Source organism: Streptomyces sp. VRA16 Mangrove soil (genome assembly GCF_017377775.1).
In the GTDB taxonomy this organism is placed as follows: Bacteria; Actinomycetota; Actinomycetes; order Streptomycetales; family Streptomycetaceae; genus Streptomyces.
This window is the reverse complement of sequence record NZ_JAFVLN010000024.1, coordinates 52,100-66,643: the sequence shown is the minus strand read 5'-3', so window position 1 is coordinate 66,643 and position 14,544 is coordinate 52,100. Positions and strand designations below refer to the sequence as shown.

11 protein-coding genes, 1 tRNA gene and 1 pseudogene are annotated in these 14,544 nt (G+C 71.5%); 2 read left to right on the top strand and 11 right to left on the bottom strand.

The window, feature by feature from the left end; all coding sequences use genetic code 11:
- The first annotated feature begins 17 nt into the window (after nucleotides 1–17).
- A complete protein-coding gene (locus J3486_RS39935) occupies nucleotides 18–347 on the top strand; it encodes a hypothetical protein (protein ID WP_307805142.1) in 330 nt (109 codons plus the stop codon).
- Nucleotides 348–533: 186 nt separating this feature from the next.
- Here the strand turns inward: J3486_RS39935 and J3486_RS39930 are convergent, their stop codons facing one another.
- From J3486_RS39930 to J3486_RS39880, 11 genes and pseudogenes are all read right to left on the bottom strand, one after another.
- Nucleotides 534–929, bottom strand: a complete 396-nt coding sequence (locus J3486_RS39930) for a molybdopterin-binding protein (RefSeq protein WP_207828918.1) — start codon at nucleotides 927–929, stop codon at nucleotides 534–536.
- Nucleotides 930–1,329: 400 nt separating this feature from the next.
- On the bottom strand, nucleotides 1,330–1,884 hold the full coding sequence (locus J3486_RS39925) for an SMI1/KNR4 family protein (RefSeq protein ID WP_307805141.1): 555 nt from the start codon (nucleotides 1,882–1,884) through the stop codon (nucleotides 1,330–1,332).
- Between the two features lie 80 nt (nucleotides 1,885–1,964).
- Nucleotides 1,965–2,587 (bottom strand): annotated as a pseudogene (xerC, locus tag J3486_RS39920) (tyrosine recombinase XerC); the annotation flags it as partial.
- 399 nt (nucleotides 2,588–2,986) lie between these two features.
- Nucleotides 2,987–3,059 (bottom strand) — tRNA-Lys (locus J3486_RS39915).
- A gap of 111 nt (nucleotides 3,060–3,170) precedes the next feature.
- Nucleotides 3,171–4,673 carry an amino acid permease gene (locus J3486_RS39910; protein WP_229379353.1) on the bottom strand — a complete coding sequence of 501 codons (1,503 nt, stop codon included), beginning with the start codon at nucleotides 4,671–4,673 and terminating at the stop codon, nucleotides 3,171–3,173.
- Nucleotides 4,674–4,742: 69 nt separating this feature from the next.
- Nucleotides 4,743–6,872: an FG-GAP-like repeat-containing protein gene (locus J3486_RS39905; RefSeq protein WP_207828917.1), complete on the bottom strand. Its 2,130-nt coding sequence runs from the start codon at nucleotides 6,870–6,872 to the stop codon at nucleotides 4,743–4,745.
- A gap of 118 nt (nucleotides 6,873–6,990) precedes the next feature.
- Nucleotides 6,991–8,631, bottom strand: coding sequence for a LamG domain-containing protein (locus tag J3486_RS39900; protein WP_207828916.1), 1,641 nt, complete (start codon nucleotides 8,629–8,631; stop codon nucleotides 6,991–6,993).
- Between the two features lie 18 nt (nucleotides 8,632–8,649).
- Nucleotides 8,650–9,111 (bottom strand): hypothetical protein, encoded by a 462-nt coding sequence (locus tag J3486_RS39895; protein ID WP_207828915.1) that lies wholly within the window; start codon nucleotides 9,109–9,111, stop codon nucleotides 8,650–8,652.
- 195 nt (nucleotides 9,112–9,306) lie between these two features.
- On the bottom strand, nucleotides 9,307–11,586 hold the full coding sequence (locus J3486_RS39890) for a DEAD/DEAH box helicase (protein ID WP_207828914.1): 2,280 nt from the start codon (nucleotides 11,584–11,586) through the stop codon (nucleotides 9,307–9,309).
- A 242-nt stretch (nucleotides 11,587–11,828) separates the two neighbouring features.
- Entirely contained in the window at nucleotides 11,829–12,335 is a 507-nt protein-coding gene (locus J3486_RS39885; protein WP_307805139.1) for a hypothetical protein, read from the bottom strand.
- Nucleotides 12,336–12,526: 191 nt separating this feature from the next.
- On the bottom strand, nucleotides 12,527–12,877 hold the full coding sequence (locus J3486_RS39880) for a metallopeptidase family protein (protein WP_018529533.1): 351 nt from the start codon (nucleotides 12,875–12,877) through the stop codon (nucleotides 12,527–12,529).
- A 58-nt stretch (nucleotides 12,878–12,935) separates the two neighbouring features.
- Here J3486_RS39880 and J3486_RS39875 point away from each other — a divergent pair, with 58 nt between their 5' ends.
- Entirely contained in the window at nucleotides 12,936–14,525 is a 1,590-nt protein-coding gene (locus tag J3486_RS39875) for a metallophosphoesterase (RefSeq protein WP_207828912.1), read from the top strand.
- Nucleotides 14,526–14,544: the final 19 nt, after the last annotated feature.

Below are 14,544 nucleotides of genomic sequence, written 5' to 3'. Positions count from 1 at the left end.
CGCCGGGCCGCCTGACGGTGCCGGACCTGCTCGGCCGGCCGCAGCGGGCGGCCGACCTCAGCTTCGAGTGCGCGACCAACGGCATCCGGCACCACCGCTTCACGGGACCGCTGCTGCACGACGTCCTGTCGGCGGCCGGCCCCGCGTTCGACGTGTCCGCCGCAAGGACCGGCTGCGCGACGGCACCCCGCGTCCTGCTCGCGGTCACATCACCATGGACGGCACCCCGCGCGGGCGCCCAGCTCGTGCCGCCGCAGGACCGCTGCGGCGCCCGGCACATCAGTGCCATCACCGCGGCCCATGGGAACGGCGGCTACCGCGCCGCCGGACGACCCGCCCCCTCGTGAGGCCGTCGAACGGGCGCCGCGCAGCGGCCGATTGGCGGCGGGCCGGAACCGAGGACCACCCGGGCGCAGCGCTCAGGTCGGCCGAGGACCGCGCAACGGCCGGTAGGCGGCGGGCGGCCGGAACCGAGGACCTCGCAACGGCCGATAGGCGGCAGGCCGGGACCGAGGACCACCCGCCCGGAGCGCTCAGGCCCGGTCGATGTGCACGTTCGTCGACTTCACCCGGGCCGTGGCCTCCACCCCGACCTCCAGGCCCAGCTCCTCCACGGCCTCCCGCGTGAGCAGCGACACCAGCCGGTGCGGACCTGCCTGGATCTCCACCTGGGCGGCCACGTCGCCGAGCTTCACGGCGGTCACGATGCCGGGGAAGGCGTTACGGACGGACGTGTACGACGTCTCCCCGTCGGCGCCGCCGCTCTTGGCCAGCTCCACGGAGAAGGCGGCCAGGTCCTTGCCGTCGATGAGGCGCCGCCCGCCCTCGTCGCGGTGGGTGGCCATCCGCCCGGCGTCGGCCCAGCGGCGCGCGGTGTCGGGACTCACGCCGAGGAGCCGGGCGGCCTGGCCGATGGTGTAGGACTGCATACCGATCACGATAGGGGCCGGGCCGCGGGCCCGGCGGCCAGGGGCGCACGGGCCGGCCGCCCCGCCGCCCAGCGGCCCGAAAGCGGCACGGCGCCCGAGCCGACCGAAGCCGGCCCGGGCGCCGCACAGCAGGTCGGCGGTGACTTTCCGCCCGGCCTGCGTCCCGTAGACCCTGTGGGACTCGAACCCACAACCAATGGATCAAAAGTCTGGGATGCCAGCGAACCGGCTTGCTCCAGGGCGATTCACGCCCTGCCGCACCGTGCCGGACCATGGCCGTCGCGGCAGGTCACAGAGCAGTCCTGCGATCAGGACCGACTACGCCGGACCGTCTCTCATCGCGCCGTGCCAGGGCCTTCGGGCCAGCACGGGGCCAGCAAAAGGGACCAGCCATCTGGCACTATTCAGCGCCAGCACCCTTGCGCCAGTTGGCGAAGCGCGGCTCCCCCTCCATATAGACACTGATCGTCTCCTCCTGGAACTCCTCGTCCGCAAGGAGCCTGCGCAGGAACTCCGCCATCCCGAACGGATGCACCTGGAAGGTGGGGTCCGTATGACGCCCGCAGACGAACACCGGCCAGCGGTCCGGGTCGCTGTCCGTGGTGAGCCAGCAGTAGATGTCGGCGCCGGAGGTGACGCCCCAGGCCAGGATGGAGCCGGGATCGATGTCCAGGTCCGACAGATCCCTCTCCATCTCCCAGGTCAGTCGGGCGTTCTCCGTCTCCCCGTGGAGACCGTCCCAGTCCCGATAGACATCGGGGCGTGGGACGGGCAACAGCACTCCCACCTCCTCACCGATGTCGCCCGCCCCGTAGGTCTCCATGAAGGCCATGTAGTCGGCCGGAAAGCGAGTCCCCCAGATCCCTTCCACGGCCGCCCAGTCGATGTTCTCGTTCACGCCGTGCGTCGCGGGCATGACTGCCATCAGCGCCGCAACCTGCGGATTCTCGTTCACGTGCCCTCCCGGAGATGCATGTCGGCCTCGGAACCTATGGGATCGGTTCCGGGACCGAGGCACCGGGGCGGCGCCCGCACTCAGTCCAAGTTCCTCCGCGCCCGCGGCACCAACGCCGCAGCCTTCTCGGCGATCTCCATGTCGATCTCCGGCAAGAGCGAGGTGTACGTGTCGGAGGTCAGCGTGATGGTCGAGTGCCGCAGCGTCTCCTTGATGGCATGGAGGTCGCCACCATCCGCATGCGCGAGCGCGGCCGTGCCGTGGCGGAGATCGCGGAGGTTGATGGGCGGCAGGTCGGCCTTCTGCACGATCCTGCGGAAGGTGTCGGAGACCGTCTCCGGGTGGAGCCAGCTGCCGTCTTCCCGGGTGAAGACCTTGTCCGTGTCCGCCCACGCCTCGCCCCGCGCGAGACGCTCGGCAAGCTGCTGCTTACGACGTCCGTCCAGTTCTGGCCGACTGCTTCGCCGCGACGCAGCCCGCGGAAGGCGATGAGGTGGAAAAGGGCGTACAGACGCTCCCCCTCGGACTCGTCCAGGAAGCGGCCGAGTCGGGCCGGTGTCCAGACCGTCACGGGGCTCGGCTTCTGCCCGGCCGCCTGCCGGCGGCGTACCCGGTCGTCGGTCCACAGCAGGGCTTTCGGCCGCTTGCCCGAAGCGAGTTCGACGTGTTCGGCCGCGTTGAAGGTGATGAGTTGGCGTGCGATTACCGGCGCGACAAGACCCGGTACCGGGCCTGCCTCGCGCACGCCCTGGCCGGGTCAGGAGAAGCAGCACAGGCCGCCTTCCGGGCTGTTTGGGGGCCACGTGCGGCACAGGCCCCGCCGGGCTCAGCCCCGTATTCCGATCCATCCGCCCCGGAGCCTTCCCACCCTTCACCCGTCCCGCCCTCGGGCCCCATGAGAAGGGCGTGGGAGACGAATGCCCACGCGGCACCCCTCCGCGCCGACGGCAGACGCTCACAGCGCACCACCACACCGAGCCGGAGCTTGATCGTCTACCTCTCGGGCCAGCAGCGGGCCAGCAATCGATCACCCGCGCCCCGCACACACGAAAGCGCCCCCACCCCACAGCTTCCGCCGCAGGTGAGAGCGCTTCCGAGTCCGTAGACCCTGTGGGACTCGAACCCACAACCAATGGATTAAAAGTCCACTGCTCTGCCAATTGAGCTAAGGGTCCACGCGCCGGCCCACGCCGACGCACCCCTGAGCATAGCCCGACGTGCCCGGAACACCGATCGAGTATCGGCATCCCGGTGTTGTGCACACCGAAAAGCAGCGGGGAGCGGGCTCAGCGCAGGAACCAGCGGCGGGCCGACACCAGCCACCAGATCCCGGCGAAACCGAGCACCACGAGCACCGCGATCGGCGCGTAGTTGAACGTCTCCCAGGTCACCGGCGACACCTGCGGCAGCATGAACAGCACGGTGATGACGGCCACCCAGGTCACCGCCACCACACCGATCACCGTCGACCAGCGGCCCAGGTGCCACGGCCCGCGCTCGAAGGAGTCGCCCTTGCGCAGCCTCAGCAGCGTCGGGATGACGTACGCGATGTAGAGCCCGATGACCGCGATCGATGTGACGGCCGTGTACGCCGTCACATTGATCAGATACGGCAGGCCGAGCACCAGCGCGCCCGCCGCCGCCAGCCACACCGCCGCGACCGGCGTCCGGGTGCGCGGGCTGACCGTCCGCCACAGCCGGGACAGCGGCAGGGCGCCGTCGCGCGAGAAGGCGTAGATCATGCGGGAGTTGGCGGTGACGGACGCCATGCCGCAGAACAGCTGCGCCCCGATGACGACGAGCAGGAGCAGCTTGCCGGCCGTGGCGCCGAGCGCGTCGAGCAGGATCTGGGCGGGCGGCGCGCCCGTCGGCGACTTCAGCGCGCCGTCGTAGGACTGGATGGCGAAGGTGAAGCCGAGCAGCAGCACGAAGCCCGCGATCCACGAGGTCCAGATGGAACGGACGATGCCCTTCGGCCCGGCCGTGGACGCGTCGTGCGTCTCCTCGGTCATATGGGCGGAGGCGTCGTAGCCGGTGAAGGTGTACTGCGCCATGAGCAGCCCGATGAGGACGACGTACGCGCCGCTGCCCCAGCCGGTGTTGTTCACGAACTCGCCGAAGACGAACGAGGCCGACTGGTGGCTGTCCGGCGCGAAGGCCAGCGCGCCCACGATGACCGCGACACCGAGGACGTGCCACCACACGCTCACCGAGTTCAGGAAGGCGACGATGCGCACGCCGAAGGTGTTCAGCAGTCCGTGCAGCAGGAGGATCGCGGCGAACAGCAGGATGGTCCGGCCCGGGGTCACCCCGAAGTCGAACTGGAGGTTCAGATAGGCGCCCAGGAAGGACGCCGCCCCGAAGTCGATGCCGGCGGTCACCGCGACCTGCCCCAGCACGTTGAACCAGCCCGTGAACCAGGCCCAGGCCGCCGCCGACCGCGCCGGGGCCAGCCGGTGCGCCCAGAAGTAGAGCCCGGCCGACGTCGGATAGGCCGAACAGATCTCGGCCATCGCGAGCCCCACGAACAGGGTCATCAGCCCCACCGCGACCCAGCCCCAGGTGATCAGCACCGGGCCACCGGTGTTCATCCCGAACAGATACATCGTCAGGCAGCCCGAGAGCACCGAGATGATCGTGAAGGAGACGGCGTAGTTCGAGAACGCCGACATCCGGCGGGCGAGGACCTGCGTGTACCCGAGCTGGGCGAGCCGTTCCTCGTCGGACCCGGCGACGGCCCCCTCCACGGAGGACCGCCGCGCGGTGGCATCGTTCGCTTCGCTTGTCATGCCCCCAGCGATTCCCTCGGTGGGGGCGCGACATGCGGTCGATCAAGGACCGACCGCCTCGACCGAGGGCTAGAAAACGCCCTTGTACACGTTCCATCCCGTCGCGATCTTCGTGCGCGACGTGAACGACCCGTTCCCCTTGCCGTCGTTGCGGTACAGATTCCCGGACGAGTCCCGCACCACCAGGTCGGCCTTGCCGTCGCCGGTGATGTCGCCGACGCCGACGAGCGTGTTGTACGTGGCCCCCCAGGCGGTGAACACGGTGACCCGGTCCTTGAGCGTCCCGTCACCGGCACCGTCGTACCGGAACACCGTCCCGTCCTTGCGCCGCGCGAGCACGTCCCCGATCCCGTCACCGTTGAGGTCGCCGACGCCGACGATGTGGGTGTAGGTGGTCCAGGCGGAGCGGATCTTCTTGCCGGCGAGCAGCTTGCCGTGGCCGTCGTTGGCGAAGACGTAGATGTCGCCGGTGGACGCCTTGCGGGCAAGGAGGTCGACGCGGCCGTCGCCGGTGAGGTCGCCTGGGGCGGTCAGGACGTTGTACGCGTTCCAGCCCGTGCCGAGCGAGGTGTGGCTGGAGCCGGGGACGTAGGCGCTGGTGCCGCACTTGCCCGCGTACCGGCGCAGTTCCCCCGCAGGGGTGCGCACCAGCAGGTCGGCGCAGCGGTCGCTACCCATGTCGCCGAACGGCACGGCCACCGTCCCCGCCGCCCACCCGGACCCGGACTGCTTGCGCACGAAGGTGCCCGTGCCGTCGCCGTAGTGCAGGGTCAGACCGCCGGAGGAGTTCAGGGTGAGCAGTTCACCGAGGCGGTCGCCGCCCTGGTCGTGGTGGCCCTGGAGGCCGCCGTAGAGCGTGACGGCGCCCGTGGTGGTGGAGGTGCCGGCGCCGTCGGCCGCCGTCGCGGTCAGCGTCCAGGTGTAGGCGCCGTTGTAGGCGTACGTGCCCGCGTCCGTCTTCCCGTCCCAGGCGACGTCGGCCTCGGCGCCACTGCCCGTGACAGTGCGCACGGCCCGGCCGAGGGAGTCCTTGAGCGTGAAGCTCCAGGAGGCCGGCTTGCTGTACTGGAACGTGCTGTGCCAGGTGGTCGACCCGTAGTCGTGGCCGCCGGGGTCGACGGTGGGCCCGTCGACATCCGACTCGATCTTCGCGAGCGGCTGGGACGGCACCCCGCTCTGCACGATGTGGACGGCCTTGTCCTGGCCCACGTACGCGATGTCGCCGCCGAACCGGTCCACGGCCCAGGTCAGCCTCCGCTGGTCCGCGGTACTGCCCGCGGGCAGATCGGCGACGGTGCGGGCGGGCTGGGCGGTGCCCGTGTGGAAGTCGGTGAGCAGCAGCTTTCCGGCCGTGCGATCGTGCTGGACCAGATAGCCGTCGCCGAGCAGAGCGGGCCCCGACGGCACGGCGATGTTCTTCTGCGCGGTGAGGTCGTAGACCCCGGCGGCACCGTCCGCCCCGCAGTTCCAGTACAGCCAGCGCCCCGCCACCTGCAGCTCGGCGACCGTACACGGCGCCCCGGTGGACACCGTCGTCACGGTCTTCTTCGTCTTCAGGTCGTACGAGGTGACGACGCCCGCGCCGGACCCCGGCGTCCACAGCCGCGTACCCCACACGGCGGCGGCGGTCGCCGCGCGGGTCAGCCCGACGTCCTCCGAGCGGTACCGGTTGACCGCGCCGGCGTACTCCTTGCCGGTGGACGCGGCGGCGTGGACGTAGAACCGGCCGCTCGCGTCCATGAACCGGCCCCCGGTGAGGGACGTCGCGGAGACCATGGCGTAGGCATTGGGGGCCGTCCACACCTGGGCACGCTCGGTGCCGTCGGCCGCGACGACGTAGTAGCCGACGTTCCCGTTCCCCGTCGCCCTCAGCGGCACACAGCCGCCCGGCGCCTCGCACGGCACGCGTTCGGCATGCGTGCCGTTCGCGAGCGTCCCCGCGAAGCCACGCCGTGAGACGGCGCCGACCGTGGCGCCGTCCGCCGACACGGTCCGGTTGGTGACTTCCTGGTCGCCGTTCGGCGCCTTCTCCACGGTGCTGAGGACACCGCCGGCGAGATCGAGGCCCCAGACGCCATCCGTCGGAACGACGGTGTCGGCGCCGACGGCACCGGCCGGCGCGGCAGTGGTGAGGCCGACACCGCCCAGCGCGATCAACGCGGCCAGCGAAACGTGCAGCAGGCGGGCCCGACGGGACACAGCTCCTCCTGGGGAACAGTACGGAGGAGGGTGTGGGGCCCCTCGACAAAGTAATTGCCCACTACACGGGCGTCCGGAGGGTACCAGTCCGCCAGGCCGCCCGGCACCGTCTTTCCCGTCAGACGTCCGTCTGCCCCGAGCTCAGAAACAGCACCTGGTTCGGTGTCAGAGCACCCTCGTAGGCGTGCACTTCGTCGACGGCCCCCCTCAGGTACCCGCTCCAGCCGCCGTCCTGCGCAGGAGCGCGCCCGATCTGCAGGCCACCCGTCGCACGCCAGGAGTCCGGCAACGCGGCCTCGGCGGCCGGCTGTCCGTCGACGTAGAGCCTGATCTCGTCCGCCTCGTCGTCGTACACGAAGGCGAGGTGCTGTGCCGAGCCGTACGAGACCGACCGCCCCTCCGCGGTGAGGGTCGTCGTCGGCGCCCCGGCCTCGTCGGACTGCGCGACGGTGGCCTGCCAGCGGTGCGTGTCGGCCGAGTAGCCCACGGAGACCAGGGTGTTGTGCTCTCCCGGCAGCGAGTACACCGTCGCCGACGTGTCCTGCGCGTCCTCGTCCAGCTTCACGTACGCCGCCAGGGAGAAGCTGTCGGACGTGTCCACGACCGGGTTCTGCGTGGCCGCGTAGTCACCGTCGCCGTCCAGGAGGAGGTGGCCCGAACCGACGATCGGCTCCTCGCCGGGGACGCAATCGGGGTCCATGGTCGGGTCGCAGGAGCTGTCCGCCCGGTACACCGACGCGTCGCCGCCGAGGGCCAGCGCGGGGCCGCCGTCCCGCTCCGGGCTGCTCCCGCCGGCGGACTCGTCCAGCGCCCAGTAGCCCTGGCTCACGGCCTTCCGCCGCGCCTGCTGGGCCGCCTCGTCGGCGACGACGATCCGGTCCCACACCTGTACGTCGGCGACCGCCCCGTCCCAGTTCTCGCCCTGGCCGTCGGCGCCGAGCGCACGGCCGAGCTGGAACGCGCCGGAGGAGGCCGTGCCGACGGCGCCCTCGGTGGTGGCGACCGCGGTCCCGTTCACGTAGAGCCGCGCGGTCCCCGCCACCGGGTCGTACACCCCGACGAGGTGGGCCCACTCCCCCTCCTGCGGGCTGCCGCCTTCGGCCCGCACGACGGCTCCCGGCGCGCCGAGGCCGAACGACCAGACCCGGCGTCCTTCGCCATCGGTCGCCGTACCCAGCCGGAACGCGGCCGAGGACGCCCCGTCCTGGCTGGCGGCGGCCCTGTCCTTGTCCAGCGAGTCCGGCCGCACCCAGGCGCTCACGGAGAACGCCCGGTCCGTGGCGACCGCCGGGGCGTCGCTCGCCAGGTACGCCGCGTCGGAGCCGTCCAGCTCGGCGGCGGCGGTGACCGAGGTCCGGGCCGGGCCCGGCACACCGAAGGTGACGCCTGCGCCGGCCGTCGCGGAGTGACCGCCCGCGTCGGCCGCGGCCGCGCCGCTCCCGGCGGCGTCGGCCAGCTTCCAGGCGGCGACCGGGGCCCGTCCGTCCGAGACCAGGAAGTCGTAGTTCGCAGGGGCGCTCACATTGCCCGCCCGGTCCACCGACTGGACCGTGAGTCTCTTGACACCGTCCGACTCAGGCAGCCAGGACAGGGTCACGGGACCGCCCGGCTTGTCCGGACGGACCGTGTGCTGGCTGCCGCCGAGAAAGTTGTAGACGTACGAGACGGTGTCGTCGGACGTGGAATCAACGGTGAACGTGCCGTACCGGCCCACCCCGTCCCGCCATGTGTCGTCGTCCGGGTACTCCTGCGACGTCACGGTCGGTATCGCGGGCGCCTAGTAGTCGTACACGAACTCGCACGGCGACTGCCCGCCCGCGGAGCTCCACTGCCCCCACAGGGCCCCGTCGTACGCCCGAACCCGCCAGCTCACCTCGGTGAAGGCGGGCACGTCGTTCGGCACGACCGTGCTGAACGTGCTGCCACTGGCCTTGGGCCCGATGTCCGTGAGTGTCCGCACCTGCGGGTCGCCCGCCGCGTCCGTCCAGGACACCTCGAACTCGGCGGTCACCGGTCTGCTCTCCGGGTCGCGCAGCACCGCGCTCATCGTCGGCCGGTTGCGGACGAAGGGGCGGTCCGGTCCCGCCGCGCATGCCTGGTTGTCGGTGTTCAGCTCGGACGTCTGCGGCTGCGCCGGCGGCTGATTGTCCGCGGCCGACGCGCTCCACGGAACGGCGACGACGGCTGACGACGCGAGTACGGCCGCGATCGCGGAGCGCACCAGATACGGGCGTGGCATGTGTTCTCCCTCCCCTGGAGACCGGCTCCCCGCCGGTCTCATCCACTTGCCGGTCCACCGGACGACGAAGATCCGGCTCCGGCCTGCGGACCTTAACAACCGCCTCTGACAACCCACTTGGGATTTCCGGGCACGACAAAGCGGGCCCACCCCCAAAGGGATGGGCCCGCTTCAGTGATCGGTGCTGATCAGATGTCAGCCGTTGCGCTTCCAACGCGGCTTGTCGTCACGACGGCCGAAGGAGGAACCGGAACCGGAACCGGAACCGGAACCGGCGCCACGGTGGTCGTCGCGGCGGCCGTAGGGACGGTGGCCGCCGGAGGGGCGGTCGTCGCGGCGGTCGCGGTTGAACGGGCGGTCGCTGCCCCGGTGACCGCCGGCGGGACGGTCGTCGCGGCGGAAGCCGCCACGGTCGTCACGGCGCTCGAAGGAACGGCCACCACGGTCGTTGTCCCGGCGGAAACCGCCACGGTCGTTGTCACGACGGTCGTCGCGGCGGAAGCCGCCACGGTCGCCACCGCGGTCGTCACGACGCTCGAAAGAACGGCCACCACGGTCGTTGTCACGACGCTCGAAGCCACCGCGGTCGTTGTCACGGCGCTCGAAAGAACGGCCACCACGGTCGTTGTCACGACGGTCGTCGCGGCGGAAGCCGCCACGGTCGCCACCGCGGTCGTCACGACGCTCGAAAGAACGGCCACCACGGTCGTTGTCACGACGCTCGAAGCCGCCACGGTCGTCACGGCGCTCGAAGGAACGGCCACCACGGTCGTTGTCCCGGCGGAAGCCGCCACGGTCGCCACCGCGGTCGTCACGACGGTCACGGCGCTCGTAGTTGCCGCGGTCGTCACGCCGCTGACGCGGCTCGTACGAGGACGAACGCTCGGTGCGCTCCTCCTGACGCGGCACCTCGGCGGCGGCAGCGGCGACGGCCTCGGCGGCGGCCTCGGTCGCGGCGGCGACGGCCGCGGCCACACCCTCCTCGTCCTCGCCGCGGTCACGGGCGGCGCGGGCGGTGAGGCGGTCGGCCTCGTCGCGCAGCTCGGCGGCGCGACGCGTCGCCCGCTCCAGCTGCTTGGTCAGGGAGGCGACCTCGCGCTCGGCCTGCTGCGCGGCGTTGCCCGCGGACTCGGCCTGGACCTCGGTCATGGAACGGGCGCCGGTGATCTCGGCGACCTCCGGGTCGAAGGCGGAACCGCCCTGGATGATGTGACGCCCGGCGTCGACGCCCGCGTCCTCCATCAGCCGGAAGATCTGGCGGCGCTGGTGCGGCAGCGAGAGGGAGACGACCGTACCCGTGCGGCCGGCACGCGCCGTGCGGCCCGCGCGGTGCAGGTAGTCCTTGTGGTCGCCGGCCGGGTCCACGTTCAGGACCAGGTCGATGCCGTCGACGTGGATGCCGCGGGCGGCGACGTCGGTGGCGACCAGCGCGTTGACGTAACCGTCCTTGAAGTCGGCGAGGGTGCGGGTACGCGCGCCCTGCGTCATGCCGCCGTGCAGCGCGTCGGCCTTCACGCCGGCCTCGCGGAGCTGCTCGGCGATGCGGTCGGCGCCCAGCTGGGTGCGGACGAAGATGATCGTGCGGCCCTTGCGGGCGGCGATGGCCGCGGTGACCGGCGCCTTGTCCTTCGGCTTCACGATCAGGATGTGGTGCGACATGGTCGTGACGGCGCCCTGGGCGGCGTCGACCTCGTGGCTGACCGGGTCCTTCAGGTAGCGGGTGACGAGCGTCTTGATCTCGTTCTCCATGGTGGCGGAGAAGAGCATCCGCTGGCCGCCGGCCGGAACCTGGTCGAGCAGCTCGGTGACCTCGGGCAGGAAGCCCAGGTCGGACATCTGGTCGGCCTCGTCGAGGACCGCGACCTCGACCTCGGAGAGGTCGGCGGCGCCGCGGTTGATGAGGTCGCGCAGTCGGCCCGGGGTGGCGACGAGGATGTCGACGCCGCGCTCCAGGGCGTAGATCTGGTTGCCCATCGACGTACCGCCGCAGACGACCTTCATCTTCAGGCCGACCTGGTCGCCGTACGGCTGCAGCGCGTCCGCGACCTGCATCGCGAGCTCACGGGTCGGGGTGAGGATGACGGCGCGCGGCTTGTGCTTCTCGGTGCGGCCGCCCGCGAGGCGGGCCAGCGTCGGCAGACCGAAGGAGAGGGTCTTGCCGGAGCCGGTGCGGCCACGGCCGAGGATGTCCTTGCCGGCCAGGGCGTCCGGGATGGTCGCGGCCTGGATCGGGAACGGGGTGGTCACACCGTTCTGCGCGAGCTTGCGCACGACGCCCTCGGGGAGACCGAGGTCGGCGAAGGTGATGGTGGGCTCGTCGCCCTCGGCACCGTTCTCGTCGTGCTCGACGGTCGTGTCGTTCTCGGCGGCGGTGGTGTCGACCGCCTGCTCGTCGGTCTCGACAGCGGCGTCGACGACCTGCTCGACGATCTGCTCGTCGAAGTTCTCTACGGTGTTGTCAGCAGAAATGGACATGCGAAATGCGAAACCTTCCGGAGTCTCGGCACGCGCCCGTCAACTCCGTGTAATTGCGCTTTCGCAAATCGACCGCCTCAATGCGGTCCAGCCACGGCAAGGGAGAGTACGCGCCACGCGGCGCTCTCTTCAGCGGCGCCGGGCAAATGGGATCAAACGATCTACCACCATACGCACCCACCACCCCCCAAGGCAAACCGTTCCCCTGAGACTCGGGTCACAGGGGAACGCCGGCGGTGCTTCTAGGCCGGATTCCCGGCCTGTGGCGCGGGCACCCCGTCGCCCTGCGGCGCGGACTGCTCGTGCGCGGACGACGACGGCTCGGCGGTCGTGGGGGACGGCGTCGGCGTCGGGGTGTCCGGCTCCTGCGTGGGCGCCTGCGAGGAGGGCGTGGGGCGCGACGACGACGGCTTCGCGGAGGGCGTGGCGCGTACGGGCTTCGAGGCGCCGCGGCTCGGCGAGGCGGCCGCGGCGCCCGAAGCGGACGCCGACGCCGACGCGGAGGGGTCCGCCGAGCCGCTCACCGGGGGTGACGCCCCTTCGGCCCGCGCCCCGGGCCCGTGCGAACCGCCGGAGACCACGGTGCCGCCGTCGGGTCCCGCCCCGGCGCCCCGGTGCGAGACGGACGGCGTGGCGGCCGACGGCTTGGCGTCGTCGGCGACGCTCATGCACCCGGCGGCCGCCGCGACGGCCACCGTGGTCGCGGCTAGCCGTCCGACCGATCGAAGGGAAACGGGCAGCTGGCGCACGGGCGAGCACCTCCGGGCAGTCCGGCAGGAGACGGGGTCACCGTCCCCAACTCCCGCGCGCCGCAGGAGGACACGCGCGGAACGCAGACCTCACGCACACCGCACAATCCCCGCACAAACAACGACCGCGAATCGCCCAGGAACGAACAGTGAGCCGTCCGCCCCCACATCGCTCACCCGCCTCACCCGCCTCATCCGTACCCCAGGGCGTGCAGCCGCGCGTCGTCGATGCCGAAGTGGTGCGCGATCTCGTGCACCACGGTGATCTCGGTCTCCGCGACCACGTCCTCGCGCGACGCGCACATCCGCAGCGTCGGGCCCCGGTAGATCGTGATCCGGTCGGGCAGGACGCCCGCGTACCACTCACCCCGGTCGGTCAGCGGAGTGCCCTCGTAGAGCCCGAGCAGCTCGGGATCGTCGGAGGGCGGTTCGTCCTCCACGAACACCGCGACGTTGTCCATGAGCCGCGTCAACTCGGGCGGAATCCGGTCGAGCGCCTCGGCGACCAGTTCCTCGAACTCCTCACGCGTCATCTCCAGCACACGGCCATTGTCCGGCACAACCCGCATATCGACCCGCCCACTTGGGCATACGGGAGCAATGGCCCGCTCACCCGCTGCCGCCATACGCCGATCCGTGCACCGCGTACGGGGAGTACGCACCGCCCCGTCGGCGGTCCTGCGCCATTACCGGGGGCGCCATCCCCGCCCGGTCCTGGAACTGGTCCACCCGCCCCACCCCTACGTGCGCGCCCTCGGCCTGATCACCGTGGTGCTGCTGGGCGCCTGGCTCGGGCTGCTGATCGTCGGCAGCGTGCGGGCGCCCGTGGGCCCCATGGACACCAAGATGACCCTGCGCCCCTCCCTCACCGGCGGCACCAAGATCAACGTGTCCCCGCTGGGCGCCCTTGAGCTCGACTCCCACACGGCCCCCATCCGCCTGGACGTCGACGTCGACCGGCTCGACCCGGTCCGCGCCCAGGCCCTGGTCGACCACCCCGAGCGGCTCTCGGGGCTCCAGGACGAGGTGGCCCGGGACGTCGAGCACGGCACCGCCGACCTGGCGATCCGCTCCTGCGTGGCGGTGGTCTCCGGCGCGACGGCGCTCGGCCTCGCGGTCTACCGCCGCCCGGGCCGCGCCCTGGCCGCCGGCGGTCTGGCGCTCGCCCTGCTGGCGGCGTCGGGCGCGACCGCGTACGCCACCTGGAACCCGAAGTCGGTCCTGGAGCCGAAGTTCTCCGGGCTGCTCTCCTCGGCGCCCCAGGTGGTCGGCAACGCCCGCTCGATCGTCACCGAATTCAACGTCTACCAGGAGGAGTTGGCCCGCCTGGTCACCAATGTCACGCGCCTGTACGACGTGACGTCCACGCTGCCCGCGTACCGCCCCGACCCCTCGACCATCCGCGTCCTGCACGTCTCGGACATCCATCTCAACCCGGCGTCGTGGAAGATCATCGCCTCGCTCGTGGACCAGTACAAGATCTCGGTGATCGTCGACACCGGCGACACCATGGACCACGGCTCGGCAGCCGAGAACGCCTTCCTCGACCCGATCAAGGACCTCGGCGCGCCCTACGTCTGGATCCGCGGCAACCACGACTCGAAGACGCAGACCCAGAAGTACCTCTCCGACCGCGCACGCTTCCCGAACGTCCATGTGCTCGACGAGGGGAAGGCCGCCACGGTCGCGGGCCTGCGCTTCGCCGGCACCGGCGACCCGCAGTACACCCCGGACCGCTCCACCGCGGCCCAGGGCGACCCGGCCGAACGGATGGCGGGCCTGCGCCTCGCCTCGGCCATCCGTGACCAGCGCGCCGCGGGCACCCCGGTCGACATCGCCCTCGCACACGAGCCGGTCGCGGCGAAGGAGGTGGACGGGACGGTCCCGCTCGTCCTCGCCGGGCACATCCACCACGAGGAGACGCAGGTCCTCCCGCTCGGCACCCGGCTGCGCGTCGAGGGCTCCACCGGCGGCAGCGGTCTGCGCGCCGTCGACAACGAGAACGGCCACCCCGACCCGGTCGAGGCGTCCGTCCTCTATCTGGACCGCGGCACCAAGCGGCTGCAGGCCTGGGACGAGATCCGTCTCGGCGGCCTCGGCCTGACGACGGCCGAGGTCAGCCGCCATCTCCCGAAGGAGAACCAACCCGGGGCGACCCCGTCCCCGACCGCTCCGACGGGGTCCCCGTAAACCGTTTTGGCGATAGCTC